The organism is Bacteroidales bacterium, from assembly GCA_014860575.1.
In the GTDB taxonomy this organism is placed as follows: domain Bacteria; phylum Bacteroidota; class Bacteroidia; order Bacteroidales; family JAAYJT01; genus JAAYJT01.
Map to the genome: position 1 here is coordinate 96,153 of JACZJK010000016.1, position 20,228 is coordinate 116,380.

General features: G+C 45.0%; 12 protein-coding genes. 7 read left to right on the top strand and 5 right to left on the bottom strand.

Going from position 1 to position 20,228, the window contains the following annotated elements; genetic code table 11:
• Window positions 1-103 precede the first annotated feature (103 nt).
• From IH597_03355 to IH597_03375, 5 genes are all read left to right on the top strand, one after another.
• Window positions 104-2,761, top strand: a complete 2,658-nt coding sequence (locus tag IH597_03355; protein ID MBE0661482.1) for a T9SS type A sorting domain-containing protein — start codon at window positions 104-106, stop codon at window positions 2,759-2,761.
• Window positions 2,762-2,958: 197 nt separating this feature from the next.
• The gene (locus tag IH597_03360) at window positions 2,959-6,741 is read left to right on the top strand and encodes a T9SS type A sorting domain-containing protein (protein ID MBE0661483.1); all 3,783 of its coding nucleotides are present in this window, start codon (window positions 2,959-2,961) and stop codon (window positions 6,739-6,741) included.
• Between the two features lie 26 nt (window positions 6,742-6,767).
• Window positions 6,768-6,995 (top strand): hypothetical protein, encoded by a 228-nt coding sequence (locus IH597_03365; protein MBE0661484.1) that lies wholly within the window; start codon window positions 6,768-6,770, stop codon window positions 6,993-6,995.
• 186 nt (window positions 6,996-7,181) lie between these two features.
• A complete protein-coding gene (locus IH597_03370) occupies window positions 7,182-9,107 on the top strand; it encodes a T9SS type A sorting domain-containing protein (protein ID MBE0661485.1) in 1,926 nt (641 codons plus the stop codon).
• Between the two features lie 416 nt (window positions 9,108-9,523).
• Complete coding sequence (locus IH597_03375) at window positions 9,524-12,589, top strand: S8 family serine peptidase (GenBank protein ID MBE0661486.1); 3,066 nt, start codon at window positions 9,524-9,526, stop codon at window positions 12,587-12,589.
• Window positions 12,590-13,054: 465 nt separating this feature from the next.
• Here the strand turns inward: IH597_03375 and IH597_03380 are convergent, their stop codons facing one another.
• From IH597_03380 to IH597_03400, 5 genes are all read right to left on the bottom strand, one after another.
• A complete protein-coding gene (locus IH597_03380) occupies window positions 13,055-14,254 on the bottom strand; it encodes a hypothetical protein (protein MBE0661487.1) in 1,200 nt (399 codons plus the stop codon).
• Between the two features lie 378 nt (window positions 14,255-14,632).
• The gene (locus IH597_03385; GenBank protein ID MBE0661488.1) at window positions 14,633-15,277 is read right to left on the bottom strand and encodes a DUF4956 domain-containing protein; all 645 of its coding nucleotides are present in this window, start codon (window positions 15,275-15,277) and stop codon (window positions 14,633-14,635) included.
• Window positions 15,278-15,323: 46 nt separating this feature from the next.
• Window positions 15,324-16,067: a polyphosphate polymerase domain-containing protein gene (locus tag IH597_03390; protein ID MBE0661489.1), complete on the bottom strand. Its 744-nt coding sequence runs from the start codon at window positions 16,065-16,067 to the stop codon at window positions 15,324-15,326.
• Between the two features lie 3 nt (window positions 16,068-16,070).
• On the bottom strand, window positions 16,071-16,517 hold the full coding sequence (locus IH597_03395) for a hypothetical protein (protein MBE0661490.1): 447 nt from the start codon (window positions 16,515-16,517) through the stop codon (window positions 16,071-16,073).
• 8 nt (window positions 16,518-16,525) lie between these two features.
• On the bottom strand, window positions 16,526-17,197 hold the full coding sequence (locus IH597_03400) for a hypothetical protein (GenBank protein MBE0661491.1): 672 nt from the start codon (window positions 17,195-17,197) through the stop codon (window positions 16,526-16,528).
• A gap of 554 nt (window positions 17,198-17,751) precedes the next feature.
• Here IH597_03400 and IH597_03405 point away from each other — a divergent pair.
• On the top strand, window positions 17,752-18,399 hold the full coding sequence (locus IH597_03405) for a DUF47 family protein (GenBank protein MBE0661492.1): 648 nt from the start codon (window positions 17,752-17,754) through the stop codon (window positions 18,397-18,399).
• A gap of 16 nt (window positions 18,400-18,415) precedes the next feature.
• Window positions 18,416-20,161 (top strand): inorganic phosphate transporter, encoded by a 1,746-nt coding sequence (locus IH597_03410; GenBank protein ID MBE0661493.1) that lies wholly within the window; start codon window positions 18,416-18,418, stop codon window positions 20,159-20,161.
• Window positions 20,162-20,228 lie beyond the last annotated feature (67 nt).

A 20,228-nucleotide genomic window follows, 5' to 3' on the forward strand; every position in this document is an offset into this window, starting at 1 on the left:
CCGCAAAATCATTGACTCAGCAAATTATTGCTGTTGTTTGAACCTATATACTCCTGCAATGTTACCTTTGCAGCGATTAATCAGACCAAAACCAATTCAAGCTATGATCAGAACAATACTACTCTCAGTAGTGGCTATACTATTTTACCATCTTAGCCTCTTTGCCCAACCCACAATTAAAGTTTATGACGTTACCGCTTCACCAGGTGAGATTCTGGTACAGCTAGATATGTTAAATTTCACAGGCTCCAATACTTTTTCCGCATTCAACCTGGAAATCAGTTTCGATGATGATCTATTGGTTTTTACCGGAATACAAAACACTTCCATTGCCGGTACCTGGTTTAGCAATCAACTGGAAGGAGGTGCCAGTCCGCTGGTAGTCAGCTTTACTTCTTTTGGATCATCATATGGGATGAACGGCAAGCTGCTGGATCTCAGATTTACCTATTACGGCGGCTTTAATACGCCCCTGATTTTCAACACCCAATATTGTGAGGTAGCCAACGCCAATCTTGAAATCATACCCAATATCATTTATATCAACGGCAGCGTTTCTCAAGTGGCGGGTGTTGGAACGGTTTCAATGGAGGAAGTCGAATCGCCGGCCGGGAATGTGCTGATGCCTGTCAGCATGGGCGGGGCAGGTTTTGGCAGCATTACCCAAACCAAACTCAGGGTGGCTTTCGACAAGGACAACCTGAGCTATCAAAGCATAGAGAATGCTGTACTTCCGGGTTTTACCGCCTCAGTTGCCAACGACATTCTTACTTTTGAGTGGACCGGCAGCGCGCAGAATTTCAGCGCTACTACCAAGGTATTTGATATTGCCTTCAATTATACCGGTACGGCCAATGCTGCACTGGAGTTCCTCCCCGGAAGTTTTATAAAATCGGGCAGCAGTTTCCTGGCTACCGATTATGTGAACGGCCTTTTTATTACGAACCTTACTTCCTGGACCGGCGCCGTTAATTCCGACTGGGACAATCCAGGCAACTGGTCAGGTTCGGTTCCGGGATTAGACAACAAAGTTGTGATAGCTCCTTCAGCCAACAATCCTGTAATTGGCGTCAATGCCGGGGTTGGTGAATTACTCATCGAAGCCGGTACGGCGCTTTCCATTGCTCCCAATGGCTCGTTAACCGTAAGCACATCATTGCAAAACAATGCAGGCACCAATGGCCTGCTGATCCTCTCCGATGCAGATGCCACAGGCTCGCTGATCTATGGTTCGGGAAATGTAAGTGCAACTGTACAAAGATTCATTGGCGCAGATGAAGGCAAATGGCGTCAGCTTTCTTCTCCGGTACTAGCCCAGGATATTGAAGATGGGTTCAGCGGCGGCAGCTTTTTTTCATGGTTCGAACCTGCACAAAGCTGGGTAAGCCTCAGCAACAATATTGTATGGCCTACCTGGGACGATGTTAACAACAACCACAAGAATTTTATCCCGGGTAAAGGGTATCTGATCACCCATCCAAATGCTTCCATCCCCGAAACAAACAGCATTGGCATCCTGGTGGTGGGTTCAGGAATAAGCAGAACCTACTATGCCAATCAAACCATCACTGCCGCCGGAAACGGGAACACGGTGCAGGTGTTGGATGGCGGCAACCTGAATTTGCTGGCGGGACAAAACATCTTGTTGTCCGATGGCTTCAGCGTGCAGGCCGGTGGTGGTTTTCATGCAGAAATTGACCCGGATACTGTATTTTACACCCATCCTGATTTTGCCGGAACCCTGAATCATGGCCCTATAAACATTTACTTGAACCGCAAGGCACACCCCGACGATGCTTACGAGGGATTTAACCTGCTTGGCAATCCCTATCCCTCGTCCATTGACTGGAAAGCATTGGCTGGCTGGAGCGGCCGCGAAAATCTTGAACAAAATGGCGGAGGTTACACTATCTGGGTGTGGAATGGCGAAAGCGGCAATTTCGGAAGCTATAATTCGGCTTCGCTTGTTGATGACGGAACCAATGGCGCATCGCGCTATGTTGCACCAACACAGGGATATTGGGTAAAAGCATTAACCAACCAAGGCGTGCTGGGCATGAGCAATGCCATACGAACCCACAGTATGCAGGAATGGCTTAAAACCACACCTGCCCTTGCCGATGTGCTGCGTTTGAAAGTCAATGGTAATTCGAACGCTTTTTCCGATGAAGCCATCCTCGAGTTCGGACATGAAAGCAGCGAGGGTGGAGCCGGGAAAATCTACGGCATGGAAACCGCTGCGCCGGCACTGTACTTTCCCAAAGACGGTGCAACGTTCAGCATTAGCTTCCTCGCAGATATTAGTGGGCATCCGCAGGTAAACCTTGGTTTCGAAGCCGGAGCCGATGCCATGTATACGCTTGCGATCGCCAATGCTGATTTTTTTCATGACATCATCCTTGAAGACTTGCGCGATGGCCGCATGCAAAAACTTAACTTAAAAACGCCTTATCATTTCAGTGCGCGAACCGTGGATGAACCCAATCGTTTTGTGTTGCATTTCAAGGCATTGGGAACCGATCCGCTTGAGTTCAGCCATGAACTTACCGCATGGGCTTACAAGCAGATGCTGTATGTTTTAAACCCGGGTGGAAATAAGACGTCCGTGGAAGTCTACAACCCGGCGGGCATGCTTCTTAAGACATGGGAAATAAATGGAGAATCCTTGCAGCGCCTGCAGCTTGATCTTCCTCCCGGCATTTATATGGTAAAATTACAGGGCAGCAACATGGCATCAAACGCCAAAATACTGGTTTATTAGGGAGCACAAAAGTTTTACTACGGTACCTGATAAAATCTATAAACAATCAACCAAAAGGCTTAAATAACTGAAAGATATGCTATTGCTGGTTTCCCGGCGAAAAAGATTAAATTTATTAAGAATTTATTAACACAATGGATTGCAAATATTCCGTAATTTGCAGCACCAATTATGACAATTAACCAAAACCAATAACCATGAAAAAATTTACACTTTTAAAATCTTTTGCAATTGCGGCAGGCGTAATGCTTGCGATGAACGGGTGGGGGCAGATTTTGACATTTGAATTTTCTGCTCTTGCAGGAGGTGAAGCTACTGCAACTTCAAATTCTAATGATGCAAACCTTAATTCCTCAACAATCTCGCGTGGTGCAGGACTAACTGCAGCCGCTAATGGAGGAAGGTTCAATGCAACAAATTGGGCATTAACATCTATCGCTAACGCGGTTTCGGGTAATGACTATATGGAGTTCACTATGACACCTAATTCTGGTTATCAATTTAGTGTATCTTCCATTTATGTTCAATGGCAGCGTTCAGCTACTGGAAATACTGCAATTTCACTTAGAAGCTCCGTTGATAGCTACGCAACAGACTTAGATGCAGTAAAGAGTGTTGTAGATAACACTAATACGCAAAATTTTACATGGACATTTACTCAGGAGAATAGTTCTTCGCCTGTAACTTATAGATTATACTCCTATGCTGAGGCGCTTACTGGTTCCGGTGGCCCAGGTGATGGGACAGGAAATGATATTGTGGTATATGGGACTACAAGTCCTATCGGCGGCACCCCTCTCATCACAGTCGCCCCCACTACCCTCAGCAATTTCACTTATGTTTTCGGCAGCGGGCCATCGGCGGAGCAAACTTTCACAGTAGAAGGAAGTGATTTAACTGCTAATATCACGATCACACCGCCAACAAATTATGAGATTTCTGAAACTTCATTAAGTGGCTTCACAAGCAATCCAATAACGCTTACTCATAGTGATGGCGTGGTTGCAGAAACAACCATTTATGTTCGCCTGAAAGCCGGATTGGCTGTTGGCAATTACGACAATGAATTGATAACCCTTGCTTCAACTGACGCAGATAATAAAACAGTTACCTGCAGCGGGTCGGTTACTGCCCCTCCATCTATTACCTTCTATTTCCGTGGCCCATCATGGATGGATAACAACCCGCATAACCCCCAAATCTGGGGGCCGTATAACGGATGGGCAACACCTCCTGCAATGACATTTGATGTTGTACCGGGCTGGTGGTCTGTAACTGTTGAAGTTGCGGATGCTACTGCAGCAATAGAATACCAGTCAAGGTTTGCTCAAGCTGGGTCAACCAAGTATCAAAAAGCATTTGAAGACTTTGGTGCAAATGCAACATTTACTACCACTACCGATGAAATCTGGATTGATGCCAGCGAAAACGATTCATTCACATGGAGTGGAAACGATTTCTATCTTGCTGTGGGTAAAATTACTGAATCAGAGCCTGTTCCGCCAGCGCCGCAAATTGATTGGGCAAACCTGCAATGGCCCGTTTCCGGTGAGATAACTGCCGGTGGATCATTTAATGTATATGCACAGGTTAACGAACCAGGAGTTACCGATGCTGCAGGACAAGGCGCAGGAATTACTGCATGGATAGGGTATAGTTCAAACAATACCGATCCCTCCACCTGGACGAATTGGGTTTCGGCTGCATACAGTGGAGATGCTGGAAGCAATGATGAATATGTGGCTGATATTGCACCTGGACTTACACCCGGAACTTACTATTATGCCAGCCGGTTTCAGTTAGGAGCCGCTGATTATGTTTATGGTGGTTACAATGCCGGTGGTGGCGATTTCTGGGATGGAGCAACCAATGTATCAGGTGTTCTCACTGTGAATGCCCCACCTCCGCCCAATGTTTGGATCAATGAGATTCACTATGATAATGCTGGAACTGATGTTGATGAGTTCATAGAGGTTGTTTTGGAAAATCCAGGAGCTTATACACTCACCGATTTTGCAATTTATCTGGTGAATGGAAATGGAGGTGCTATCTATAATACAAAAACGCTTGATCAATTTGCTGTTGGTACCAGTTATGGCAATTTCACTGTTTATACATTTACTTATCCGCTTGATGGGTTACAAAACGGTGCTCCTGATGGGATGGCAATTGCCTACCAGAGTGCTTTGGTTCCAGGCCAATTCTTGAGTTATGAAGGAACTTTTACAGGAACTGGTGGGGCAGTTAATGGCATTTTATCAGTTGATATCGGAGTGTCTGAAGGTAGTTCCACGCCGATTGGATATTCTCTGCAATTAGCAGGAGCCGGAACTCAGTATTCCGATTTCTTTTGGATGCAAGAGGCACAAAATACCAGTGGAACAATTAACAACCTTCAATCTTTCAGCGCCGCTACAACCTGGAACGGAAGTATTGATAATGACTGGGAAGATGCAGCAAACTGGAGTAACGGCCTTCCAGTAACTGGCTCAAACGTAACAATACCGGCTGTTACAAATCTTCCGGTACTTTCATCATCAGCAACAATAGGTGATTTGTCAATCGAAAATGGAGCTGGTTTAACAATCCAGACTACAGGTTCACTTACGGTCTCCGGCACCCTCACCAATGCAGCCGGCGCTACTGGACTGGTAATAAAATCTGATGACATCAGCACAGGTTCACTCATTCAAAGCACTGCCGGTGTAAATGCTACAATGGAGCGCTTTATGAACAATGCAGATTGGACTAACTGGAAAGACGGCTGGCATTTCCTGGGATCACCGGTTGCAAATCAGGCTATCAGCCCCGCATTCACTACCGTTACTGTTACGGCCTATGATTTTTACCTATGGAACGAACCCACCAACGAATGGGTGAATTTCAAAAACCAGAGCGGTGGCGGCGGTACAGCACCTTTCTTTGATATAGTAAATGGGTCAAATAACTTTGAATTAGGCCGTGGCTATATGGCTGCTTATGATGCCGGAGGAGTTAAATCCTTTACCGGCGCTTTAAACGTGGCCGATTTACCAATAACAGGATTAGGAATTTCGGCTGGGAATAATAACAGCTGGCATCTGCTCGGCAATCCTTTCAGCAGCGCTTTAACATGGGACGCCTCTGCAGCATGGGGTCTTACCAACATTGCCGGTGTGGCCAAAATCTGGAACGAGGCTAACCAAAGCTATACCGACCTTACCTCATCACCTTCAACAGTGATTCCCGCAACAAACGGATTCATGGTGCAGGTTTCTGAAGGTACAGGTAGTCTTACGATACCTGCCGCAAAACGGGTACATTCAATACAGGCTTTCTACAAATCAACAGTTTCGGGAATGATGCTTACAGCAAGAAGTCACACAGCCGGGAATGCCCAGGAAGCCCGGATCGTGATTAACCCCGATGCCACCAACGGATTTGACCAGATGTACGATAGTGAGTTCCTTGCAGGTCACGCACCGGCGTTCTATTCCTCTGCAGGTGAAATTAAACTGAGTACCAATTCACTCCCGGAATTATCAGTTGAAACCGAAATCCCCTTCAACTTTATTAAAAACGAAGGCAATCAGTTTAGCATCGAAGCATCCGGCATCGAAAGCATTTCCGCTACACCTTACCTCGTTGACCTGAAAACAGGCACAAACCAGAACCTGGCCGAAAACCCGGTGTATAACTTCACGTCCCAGGATGGTGATGCCCCCGGGCGCTTCCTCTTGAAATTCTCAGCCGTCGGCATTCCAGAAGTTCCGGGCAGTGAAAGTTTGCATGCTTACGTTTACGACAACATTCTGTATGTTATGAATTCGGGCGCCTCTAAAGTCCGCGTGGAGGTTTACAATATACACGGACAACTGCTCATGGGTGAGGAAACAGCCCAGGGCCTGCAAAGCCTGCCGGTAAGTGTGCCTCCGGGAACCTATCTTGTAAAGATGACTTCGGAAGGCGCTACTGCAATCCGCAAAATTTCGATTCAATAAAGTTTAAAATCAAAATCTATACAGCAATGAAAATATTAGTCAAAATCTTATTGATTCCGGCCTTCGCGTTGTTTATGCATGTTGCAGCGGTTGCACAAAGTTCACCTCCTCCTCCTCCCGGTCACGGCGATCCCGGTAATCAACCGCCCGGTGGCGGCGCACCTATTGGCGCAGGTATTGGTTTCATGCTTTTAATGGCCGGAGGTTATGGCGCTAAAAAAGTTTACGACGCCCGCAAGAAGCTGACGGAATAAACCCGGATCACAGGAAAGTACAGGCGATAGTATTGCTTCAAGCAATGCTATCGCTTTGTTTTTAGAAACGCTAACTTTCAAGACAAGTCAGCAGATTACACGCCCATCATACTCAGAGAACCTGATGTAACTTTGTACTTATTGCGTCCAATCCGGCAATGATAAGTTTTTGGCAATATTATGTTTTTGCGAACCTTGATACTTCTGCTCCTGGCAGGTTTTTACTGTCCGCTGCTCTTCCCGCAGCGCGGGCCTGTGAAAACTCCTGCTGATCCAAACTTTTATAGTTCCCCGAAAGATTTTCTTGAAATGAAAGCAAATGGTGTGGTTCTTCCACCAATCAGGCCGGCTGAGAACCGCTGGAAGAATTATCAGCACAGCGAAAGAAATGATTTTCCTGTGGTGTATGATATGCGCGATTCCGCCTGGGTTACGCCGGTAAAAACGCAATCGGCTGGCGCTTGCTGGGCTTATTCAGTAATGGGCGCGTTGGAATCAAGGCTGTTGATGCTTGGTTATGGAACCTATGATTTGTCGGACAACAACCTGAAACAATGCCATAAATACGTTCCCGAGCGTAGCACCAACGGCAACCACTGGATGGCGACGGCTTATTTCGCCAGAAGAGACGGCCCTTACCTTGAAACCGAAGATCCTTACCCTGGTGGCACTTCAGGCCCGGGAAACTGCCCCGGCAATCTTAATGCCTTGTTCTACGTTCATCAGGCCAGGTATCCGATCCCGCAAAATATTGATGCAATCAAACAGACGGTGCTGGAAATTGGCGCAGTCTGGAGCCTGATGTATTTTAAAGATACTTACCTGAACCCAACGGATCACACTTATTATTTTGACGGAACCACTAACGTGAATCATGCCGGTTGTGTGGTCGGATGGAACGATACAATAGTAACAGCCGGCGGTACAGGCGCATGGATCGTAAGAAATACCTATGGACCAGCCTGGGCTGACAATGGTTACTATTACGTTTCGTACAACGATTCACAATTTCTGAAATACAATGCTTACTGGCCAACGGTAATGGAGACCGAGGAGTACACAGCAATCTTCCAGCATGATGAAATTGGCGGTTATTGGGGTGCGGGCGGCTGGAATGAGGTTGCGTACGGGCTGGTGAAATTCGAAGGACCGGCATGGGATATGGAAATCACGAAAATAGGAAGTTTCGTAGTCTACGGCGGTTGCGGGATCGAAATTAAAATATACAGCCAGTTTGGTGATTCGCTCAGTGGTTTGCTCGGTTCGCAGGAAGAAGAGGTACTTGAACTCCCGGGGTATTATACATTTAATCTTGATTCAGCCATTCTCATTCCGGCAGGTCAGGATTTTTATGTGCAGGTAAAATACAATTCAAATCATCCTGAGCTCCTTTACCCTGTTCCGATTGAAGATACCATTGCCGGCTACTCCATGCCGGAAATAGAAACCGGAAAATACTGGATCAATCCAGATCCGGTGGAATACCCGGATGGCTGGTTCCAGCTCGGGCATGGCACAGATTTCCATTACGACCTTTGCATCAAGGCCTACATGAAAAGATTCACAGCTATCCATCTTGCAGATATTGTTATTCCTGAAGGTTCTGACACATGCTTTGAGGCATTGCAAACGCTTTGCCTTGCAGGGAACAATTCCCTTTTCACGGTTGAAACGGGCGCAAGCGCTTATCTTATTGCAGGTTCCAAAATTTTAATGCATCCCGGCACTCATTTCCAAAACGGCTCATCAGTAACGGCTTTTATTGAGCAGGGCGAAAATCTGTGCAACTCACTGCGTCCTTCTGAATCGGAAAGCTTTTTCGAAGATGGCTTACTGAGCACATCTGACCCACAATCCAATCGCGCTAAGCTTTTCAGTATTTTTCCGAACCCCGGCAATGGCTTGTTCACGCTTGTTTTTGATGAGGAATGGGAGCAGCAAAGGATATCTTTACAGATAGTCAATTTGATGGGCGACATTCTGTTGCAGAAAGAATTCCAGTTGCAGCAACTCCATCATGAATTCAATCTTACAGGTTTACCAAAGGGTATTTATATCATAAGCGCGCGCTCAGGCAACCTGATTGAATTTGACAAGGTGGTGATCCAATAACTTTTCAGCCTAAGCATCCCCAAAATATAATAAACACATAGAAGGCACATTGCCATAAAGTTATGATTAGGTACTTAGCGTCCGAAGCTAACCAACATGTTGTTTCATTTTTGTGATACAGTGATGCTGTGACACTGTTTTTGTTGTTTGGTTTTAGCCAACTGCTTATTGCCTATTGCCAACTTTTTTCCGAAGGGCTTTTCTCCGGGACGAAGAAATCCAGATACTATGTGAAAAACTATGTGTCTCATGTGTCTATGTGGAAAAAAATGACTCAGACTTTTCGGAGAGGGCTCAACTTTTCGGGATTCAGTTTGTTTAAGTTGAATTCTGCATTTTAATTTCTTCGTTTTGCAGATATCCATCAGACTGCGAGGAGTTTTCTATTCATCCATTTCTGTAACCAAAACCTCGTTATGAAAAAATTTACTTTCTCTGGCATGTTATGCCTCCTGCTTTTGCTGGTTTCAATAAGCACAATTGCACAAAGCCAACAACAACGTGAAAAACTAAACGAATTATCCATTGAGCTGGAACGTGACTTTGCGATCCGGAAAGCAGAAGCCATACGCCTGGCTGATTCATTGGGCTTACCAATCAGGTATGAAGTAGATGGCCGGACTGTCGAACTCATGTTTTTTGAAAATGGAATGCCGTTCTACAATACCACGTTCAATGCCGGGGGCGCTGCATTGATAAACTCTAGTAGGGTGTATCCGGGTGGCGGTGCCGGGCTGAGTCTTACGGGAAGCGGACAAACCCTTGGCATCTGGGACGGGGGCAGAACACGCATTGAGCACCAGGAGTTCGGAGGCAGGGCCACACAAGTAGATTTCTCTCCAACAAATAATTTTCATGCTACCCACGTGGCCGGAACCATGATTGCCTCAGGGGTTGTCCCTTCAGCCAAAGGAATGTCGTATGCCGCCAGTCTTAATGCATATGATTGGGATTTTGATGCCTCGGAAATGGCCACTGCTGCGGCTTTAGGCTTAAAGGTATCACAACATTCCTATGGCTTCATCACTGGTTGGAGAGCATATGGTAGTGATTGGTATTGGTTTGGGGATGCAAATGTAAGCACAACCCAAGATTATAATTTCGGGTTTTATAGTTCGGAAGCCATGTTATGGGATCAGATTGCCCACAACGCCCCCAACTACCTGATTGTAAAATCAGCCGGAAATGACCGTGGCGAAGGCCCTGCTCCCGGGAGTTTTCATTATTACTGGGATGGATTCGATTGGACAGGAAGTTCTGCCACAAGAGAACTTGATGGCGGATCGAACGGCTACGATTGCATTTCGGATCGCGGCAATGCGAAAAACATTCTCACAGTGGGTGCTGTTACAGGAAGCGGAGTCATGTCTTCATTCAGCGGTTGGGGTCCTACCGATGACGGCCGTGTGAAACCCGATATTGTTGCCAAAGGTGTTTCGGTTTATTCAACTTTCGAAACATCTAATTTTGATTATGGTAGCCTGAATGGGACATCCATGTCAGGGCCAATGGTCAGCGGCTCTGTTGGGTTGCTGCTGCAACATCAGCAAAACCTCCATCCCGGAGATGTTTTGCTCTCTTCAACGATGAAAGCCCTGATCATCCACAGCGCCGAAAACCTCAGCGGAACACCCGGCCCTGACTACCGTTTCGGCTGGGGTTTAATGAACACTGAGGAGGCCACCCTGATCATGAGTGAGAACAAAGTTGCAGACGAGATTCATATTTATGAACTAACCCTCAACAATGGAAATACAACTACGATACCTGTTAAGGCCATTGGCGGAGAGCCACTGCGTGCCACCCTGGTTTGGAATGATGTTCCAGGAAATCCACCAGCTGCCTCCCTAAACCCCACTACGGCAATGCTTGTCAACGACCTGGATTTGCGTATACAGGATGCCAACAGTATAAATACCTTTCCATACAGACTTAACCCTGCCAATCCATCGGCTGCCGCCACCACCGGCGATAATTTCCGCGATAACGTTGAAATGGTGCATATTGCTGCACCATTAGCCGGACAGCTTTACAGTGTAAAAATCACTCACAAAGGAAACCTTAGCGGCGGAAATCAACAGCTCTCGCTAATCATTACAGGCAATGAACCGGTTTCAGGTGTTTCGAACCCGCAAAGCCTTACCGCAACAGCAATCAGCGGGAGCCAGATCAACCTTGCCTGGACAAAGAATATTGATAACAATAACGTGATGCTGGTGTGGACGGCCAACGGCACTTTTGGCGTACCTGTAAATGGTACGGCATATTCAGCAGGACAATCAATCCCAGGTGGCGGAAATGTGATATACCGTGGTTCAAATACCAGTTTTATGCATACAGGCCTCAACTCAAATACAACCTATTACTATAAGGCTTTTTCTTACAATGCTTCCAATACTTATTCCATTGGCCGGATTGCTAATGCAACAACTGATTGCGGTACGGTAACCGTATTGCCATTTTCTGAAAACTTCAATTCATCTACTTCACTTCCTCCGTGCTGGTCAATCGGTGATCACATTGGCAACGGACAGGTATGGCAGTTTGGAACCCACGCAAGTGGCCTGACGGGAACCACAGGAAATTATGCGTTTTTAAACAGCGATGCGTATGGAGATGGAAATTCTCAGAACTCCGATCTGATCACCCCGAGGTTGGATCTCACAAACTATACTGGTATTACTCTTGGCTTTACCCATTATTTCTTAAATTGGACAGGTTCATCAGGTAATTTATTCTATAGTATTAATGATGGCGCATCCTGGACACAATTACAAACCTGGGTGTACTTTACTCCCAATCCCGCCTTTTTCAGTCAGGTTATTCCCCAGGTGGCAGGCCAATCGCAAGTGCGGTTCAAGTGGAATTATACCGGAGCGTGGGGTTATTACTGGGATGTTGATAACGTGTCAGTTACCGGTACATCAACGGTTCCCGCCAATCTAACGCTAACCAATATGACCGTACCTGCCGGCCAGCATTGTTATGATGCCACCCAAACCATTACCACCGGCGGAGGTGGCCAACAGTTTCTTGTAACGTCTGCCAGCACTGTTGATCTGGTGGCCGGACAAAATATCAGAATGTTACCCGGAACTCGCGCTCAAAGTGGCGCCAATCTGTATGCCAGGATTTCTCCGGGAGGACCATATTGCCTTTTGCTTTCAAGCGATCTTGTTTCAGAAGATCTGTCTGACCCGAAATTGCCTGAGACATTAGTGGTTTCGGAAAATGATTCATTTTTCAGGATTTTCCCAAATCCAGCCACTCAGGGATTTAACCTTGAACTGAATGCATTTGATGAGCAGGAACAAGTGAGGGTTGAAATTTACAGCATCATCGGAAACCGGATGCTAAGTAAGGAAATGCCTGCCGGAACTGTTCATTACTTTGAACTTGATGGGTTCAACCCAGGAGTTTATCTGATCCGTGTAATGCAAGGCAAGCAAACTGGTGTTGAACGATTGATCAAACAGTTCTGATCCCCAGGGCGGATCAAAATTCAAAGTTCAAAATCCAAAATTCAAAGGAAAGCGGACTTGAGCAATCAGGGATGCCATCCCCTCGTGTCTCGGGGCTTGCATACCTTCAAACAGTTCTGATCCCCAGGGCCGATCCAAGCCCAAAAACAAAATTTAAAATTCAAAGGAAAGCGAACTTGAGCAATCAGGGCTGCAAGCCCTTCATGCCTCGGGGCTTGCAGCCCTTCAAAACAGTTCTGATCCCCAGGGCCGATCCAAGCCCAAAAACAAAATTCAAAGGAAAGCGAACCTGAGCAATCAGGGATGCAAGCCCCTCGTACCTTGGGGCTTGCATCCCTTCAAACAAATTAACCAATCATCCACCCCATCACTCCATCACCCCATCACTCCATTACTCCATCACTCCATCACCCCATCACTCCCCGAGCCCCCATGCTCCATGCTCCAAGCCCTACTCCTCACACCCTAAGGCATCTCACCAAATATCGAGACGGAAAAATTGATTTTAATAATGAAATGCAGCCCATAGGCTAATCCCCAACGGAAGGCAAACATCAGCAAGATCAGGAAAAAGAGGTAGCCGAGCTGCAGTTTCCGGCCATGATGTTTCGGAAAATTCTTGATTCGGTCAGGCCTTGCCCTTTTATTGAACACGGCAGTAATGGTTGCAGCAAGCATAGTAGCAAGCACAATAATCTGGTAAGGTGGGTTGAACGGCATTCGGATCAGATAGATAATTACGGATCCGATAATACTTGGTAACAGCACATGGTAAACCAGGAATTGTTTTCGCTTTTCGGGTTTCAGGAAGGAAGGCGAAAGGGCAGTTTCAAGAAAATAACGGGTAGCATGATAACCAAATGTGCCCAGGGCAAACAGGAAAACCAATGAGAAGAAAATCCTGAAAACAATATTCATACGTAACCAAAGCGCAACATAACCAAATCCATCACTGGTGGTAACCCCGGCTACAAAAGCGCCAAAAAACATATTCAGGGCCTGCAGGGCTATCCATAAATAAAACAGTTTGAGAATAGGATTTTTGGTAGATGGAACCAGCAGCCTGAAAAATATCAGGCCGATTATCATTGAAATAAAGGGCCCGGAGCCTGTGATGAGGATAATTTTGTAATACGGAAACCAAAGTGGCGAACTGTTTCCGATTGGCCAGAAAATCTGGTAATAATACAGCACTCCGGAGATACCGAAATGATTGGCTGTAAAAATAACTGTCATCTGGTAAACAATGTACATGATCACAAATGCAAGCAGGAACATGATCGTTGAGTTTACCGTGATCATTACCCGCCGGCTCATTTGGAATCTTTCGCGCGGTGGTTCCGGATCAACAGGCTTAACAAAGAGTGGTTTGGATTTCTGGCGGCTCTTGCGCCTGCGCGGAACAAATAAGCCTACCCACCAGGGCGGACGGTGTCTTTTTATTGGCTTTGCCTCAAAAGCAGGCCTGATGATATCGCCTTCTTCCGGAGGAATATAAAAATCCTGGGAGGAAGCTGCCTCGCTGTCGAATTTTGGGATTTCCCATTCAGATTCGGTGTTTCTCATCAGCGATGGAGAGATTTTCTCATCCCTGGGCGGTGGGCTTGGTTTCTTTACCAGCCGGTTGAGCCATGACTCTTGCGGCTTGCTTCTTCTCCTTTTCATTGGTTGGTGTGGTTAAGCAGGTTTAACTAAAAGGGGCAGTATTTCCAGGGCGTAAAAGTAGTAATTATGCCGGCTCAATGTCAAGTGGTTAAAATTCCTTGTTTTACATTGGTTTTGTCAGGCGGTGGCCGTACTAGCTGGAGCGCCCGCCTGCCAAATCTATCTCCCTAAGGGTATTTCTCAAAACTTCTGTGTTCACTTTTTGGTCATTCTGATCTGCCACTGCGGAACAAGTAAACTCAGCCACAGGCACAACAGCATCTTGAGTGCAGCGATTCGGGAACTGTATCACCGTATCACTGCATTACTGCATTACTACATCACTGCATCACTGCATCACTGCATCACTGCATTACCGCATTACAGTTAGCTAAGCATCTAATCCTCATCGAAAAACAAGTTAACAGTTTTTACGCCCGGAAGTTTTTTGATCTCTGAAATAAGATCTTTACCGCGCTCTTCATTTTTCAGACTGATGTAATAAGAGAACTCGAGAACTTCATTGGCTTCATCGCCTATGGTTTTTACATTAACCAGTTTGTTTCTTTTGCAATAGGATCGGAACAATGATGTAAAAGGCGCATCGGGAAGGATAGTTGAGGAAGCGGAAATTTGGAGCAAAAATTCCCGGTTTTGAGGCAATGCAAAACTGAATTTTGTGATCACAAGATAAACACCGCCAATGAACAGGGTCCCAAAGAAGGCAATAGAATAGAGTTTCACACCTGCTGCCAGCCCAATTGAAAGCGCAAAGAAAATAAACATGATGTCTGCTGCATCCTTTACCGCGGTTCGAAACCTGATGATGGACATAGCCCCCACCATACCAAAAGCCCGCGCCAGGTTGTTGCCAATTACCATAATTACAATGGCAGTGATCATGGTAAGCAGGATGAGTGAGATGGTAAAGGATGCTGAATAATTCAGGCCTTTATACGTGTATTTATAGATCAGGGCGATGGTGATGCCACAAAGTAAGGCGATGAGCATATTGGCAATCACATCAACTGCCGAGATACTCATTACGAATATGTTTTGAAAATCATCTATCATGGCTTCCTTCCCTCAACTAATGGACAATCTTTTTCCGGACATCACATGCCTGATATCCGATGGTATATTTTGACAAGGCATCGTTCCTGAGCCTGAACTCCTGCACCAGCGACCTGGCCCATAGCGGCATTTGATCAGTAAAATATTTGATTTCAAGTATAAAGTGATTATCAAATAAATACGTCATGTTATCATCCTCAAAGAGCCGGTCAATATCGGGATAATTAAGGCTGCGGATGTTTTTATCGAAAGTAATCCTTACGCCCGGATCAAATTTGCCATGGTATGCCTCGCGCTCATACACGATCAGGCAGGTGGGAATAAGCTGGCTTTTTTTTATGTGGTATAAAAAACGCTGGGCATCTTCAATGGCTTTGGGGCATCGGTTATCATTTACAATATACTTTTCGATGTCTCCGGAAGCCAATATTTTATCAACATTATCAAATTGAACAAAACTCCGGTGTTTTTTAACGCGGTTTTCAATTTTTCGTTTGATCTCAAAAACAACCCTGCAACCGGCTTCAAATTTATCATAGCCCCTTATCCTGAATTTTCGGCGGTGAATGAGGCCTTCTATTTTTTCATTATAGAAATCCAGGTTATGGGTATCGAAATAAATACTTCTGACGCTATATTGCCTGATGCCATTTTCAGCAGGATGGGTAAAAACATCGGGCTTTACAAATGAACTTATACGAGAACGTATGCGATCCATCATTGCATTGGGTACCAGGTATTTTTTTTCGTAGCGTAACATAGTTTAATTCGCGTAAACAATCCGGAACAACCTTTTAAAATAATCTTTAACTGAAACCATTCCGCATTTGATACTGGCATCCACTACCATACCCGGAATAATACCCGGGCCATTCTCATCAAGCAAAGCGGTAACAAATACATTTTGCCGTTGACTATTCATTTGTACGACATTATCAACAGAAATAATGTTTGCATTGTAAGAAACACCAAAGCTTCCTGTTTTCAGAACCACTAGCTGGCCTGTTTCTATATAAGGCAACTGGTGTATCTCAACCGGCAAAACAACCAAACACTGTGAGCTATCGGTTATGCTTATCACTATCTCTTCTCCGGGCTGTATAGCCCTTCGGCCAACCAACCTCCCATCAATAGGCGATAAAATATGAAAGCTCTCCAGCCTTTCTTCCACCTGCCTGAGTTGCAATTCGAGGGCATTGATGCTTGCCATCAGAAAATTCAGTTGTTCCTCTTTGGCGCCGGTCTTACAGCTTCAAAGCTTGACCTGGCGATATTCATATTCTGCTGCTTAATCAGCAACTCACTATGCGATAATTCAAATTGCTCAGCAGCAATAACACTGTCATTAAACAGAATTTCATTTCTGGCGCTTATCTTTTTTTGCGTTTCATATTCCTGTTCGGCCTTGATCATTGCCTCGTAAGCCATTTGCACCGTTTCAGGTTTTTCACCTGTTGAATGAACCTTTAAAAGACTTTTCTGAACCTGAAGCTGGGCAATCATCTCAACATGTCTTCTCTCCTCTTCACTTGAACTAATGATACCAATGGTATCACCCGCATAAATAAATTCCTGGCTGAGGATTTTATCATTGACCTTGAAACCAGCCAGTTCACCTCGTTGAAACTCTGTTACAGAAAAGTCTGTTATTGTATTCCTCAGATTGTCTTTGTAAACGGAAACCAGCATACCATCGCCCGATTTTTTCAGGCTCCATTCTTTCGCCGGAAGGACCATACCCCTTGAATGAACATCATAGGGAATGGATATAAAAAATGATCCGGCAATAAGGCCTGCCAGCACCAGTATCAGAATGATGGTTAAAAATCTGTATTTCATAGTCAGATGATGAACGAAATGCCATGCAAGCAAATCATTTTGTTTTTTCACCTATTATCCCGGTCAGTGAATAAACGGATTTGGCTTCATAACATTAAAAACCGCAAACGCAGGAATCAGGTAAGCGGAAACATTTTCGCTGGCCTGCAAACTGTTTTCTTAGTGGGGACAAATTTAATAAAGTTTTAGATGTGCGTAGTCATAATGCTTTAATGTTCCAGGGATGTCTGTACTTCATGCGTAGAAAATTATGAATCTCTGAGCCTGGCCTACCCCTCTCAATGGAGAACCATCATTGCTTCCCAACGCTTTATTCTCAAATCATGATTTCATACTGAGGTGTATGTAGGAATGGATTTCCGGGTAAGAACTCACTTTTGGGTCGAACACAATCACAGCATTAACTCTACATCAAATTGTTTTATCCGGATTACGATGATTATGGCCACTACAGCAATAATGTAAACATCACAAAATCAGAGAATAAGTATATGCTCTAACTCTACCTGATGAATTGAAATAGTTATTACACCTATGCAGAATATTTCTTGTGGTTAAACAATTCGGACTAAGTTTGTAGAGCCATTCATCCTAAACCAAGAGCCATGTTTTCATTCAAGCACGCCAACAAATCAATTGAGCTCATTGAACGCTTTCTGAATTCGGTTGACCAGGGTGTTCTCATATTTAAAGAAGGGGTGAAGAATTATCTTCACAATAACAGAGAAAGCTTTCTTGACAATGTGCGAACCTTGTCAGCCCTTGAAACCGACGCTGATATCATCAAAAGAAAGATTGAAAACATCCTTTACACCCAATCGCTTATGCCCCAGTTAAGGGGAGACATTCTTAAATTGCTGGAGAGCCTTGACAATATCCTCGATCTTGCCAAGTCAAACCTTTACCAGTTTGATGTCGAAATCCCTTTTATCCCTGCTGAAATCCATCAGGATATGATCAAGCTTACCGAATTATCTGGTTCGGCCATTGAATCGGTTATTCCGGCAGCAAAAGCATATTTCCGGAACCCGGAGGCTGTAAAGGAAAGCCTGCACCGGGTGTATTTATTTGAAAAGGAGGCCGACAAGTTGGCTGATGCGATCAAGCGCAAGGTTTTTCATGATATGCCCAACCTGAAATTAAGCGAAAAATTTCATCTCCGTTATTTTACCCTGCACATTGAAACATTATCTGATGCGGCACAAAAGGTTGCCGATTTACTTTCAATAATGGCCATCAAAAGAACCATATGATTAATCAAAGCAATTGATGCTGTTTCTCGTTTTCATATCTAGCGGTCTTTTCCTGGGTTGGTCACTCGGGGCAAATGACGCGTCCAACATTTTCGGTTCGGCGGTTGGTTCAAAGATGCTGAGTTTTAGGAATGCGGCCATTATCGCAAGTATTTTTGTTGTGATAGGGGCTGTATTTCAAGGCCGCGGAGGCTCCGAAACGCTTAATCAACTTGGCTCTGTTGATGCATTAGGCGGAGCATTTACAGTGGCATTATGCGCAGCATTTATCGTTTTTATTATGACCCAGCGGAGCCTGCCTGTTTCCACAAGCCAGGCAATTGTTGGCGCAATTATAGGCTGGAGTGCCTTTACGGGAAATCCGACTGATTACAAGGTATTGGGAAAGATCATGGGATCGTGGGTTAGCGGGCCTTTACTAGGAATGCTATTTGCCGCCGGGCTATTTGTACTTATGCGTTGGTTTCTGCGAAAAAGCAAAATCCATGTTATTAAACTGGATTATTACATCCGGATTGGTTTGATAGTAGTTGGCGCTTTTGGAGCCTACAGTTTGGGCGCTAACAACATTGCAAATGTCATGGGTGTTTTTTTCAGCTCGGCACCGAGTCTCGAACTTGATTTTGGCATCCTTACACTCGATGGTGTTCAGATACTCTTTTTGTTGGGAGGACTTGCCATAGCGCTTGGAATTTTCACTTACAGCAAACGGGTCATGAACAAGGTTGGAAACGGCATACTCTCACTCACACCCGAAGCCGCCATTGTAGTTGTACTGGCCCATTCATTGGTGCTTTTTATATTTTCAGCGCAATCGTTGGCCACACTCATTTCATCATTGGGGCTGCCTCCTTTGCCAATGGTACCCGTTTCGAGCACACAGGTGGTAATTGGATCGCTTTTAGGTATTGGCATGGTAAAAGGGGTTCGCGAAATAAAGTTTAAAGCGTTATGGGGCGTTGCAATTGGTTGGATACTTACACCTATAGCTGCCGGGGTACTCACCTATGTTGTGCTGTTTTTTGTGCAGAATGTCTTTAACATGCAGGTTACACTGAGCCGGTTGCCCGAAACCATTGCACAGCCCAGACCTGCTGAGTTACAAGAAGCTGTTGAAAAAATAAACATGGTGTTGCCCGGAATATTCATTGCTGCTGCAGCAATCATTATTGTGCTGGTAGTGCTTTATTTTAACCAGCAGAAACTCAGGATGAAAGCCGAGAACGAACTGTTGTTTGAGCAGAACCAATCGTACACATCGCAAAAAGTTTTGAATGAGTTGGCGCTGAATGTGATCCAGATGGAGAACGAATTGCTGAACAGTAAGCTGGAGTCAAAGCGAAGGGAATTCATAAATGTGGCGCTTAATATTACCGAGCAGCGGTCATTCCTCGATAATGTTGCAACGGATCTTGACCATATTATTAAAGAAAGCGACCACCAGGAGGGCAAAAGCAAATTAGCAGAGTTGCTTTTGCTTATCAAACAGAAAATGTCGTTTTCAACTGAAACTGCGGAGTTTTACACAAGGATCGAAAAAATACATAAGGATTTCCAAACCAAGCTCGAGGCTGGATTTCCTGATTTAACCGATCAGGAAAAACGACTGGCCACTCTACTGCGGGTTAATCTTTCAACCAAGGAAATAGCTTCGCTGATGAACATTACACCCAAAAGCGTAGAGATAGCACGGTATCGTTTAAGGAAAAAACTCAAGCTAACCAAAGGGGATAACCTGATTCAGTATCTCACGAATTTATGAATAAACCCAAATACAGATTATTATAAGGCTTCCATGATTGCAGTATTCTAATTAACAATGAAGACAA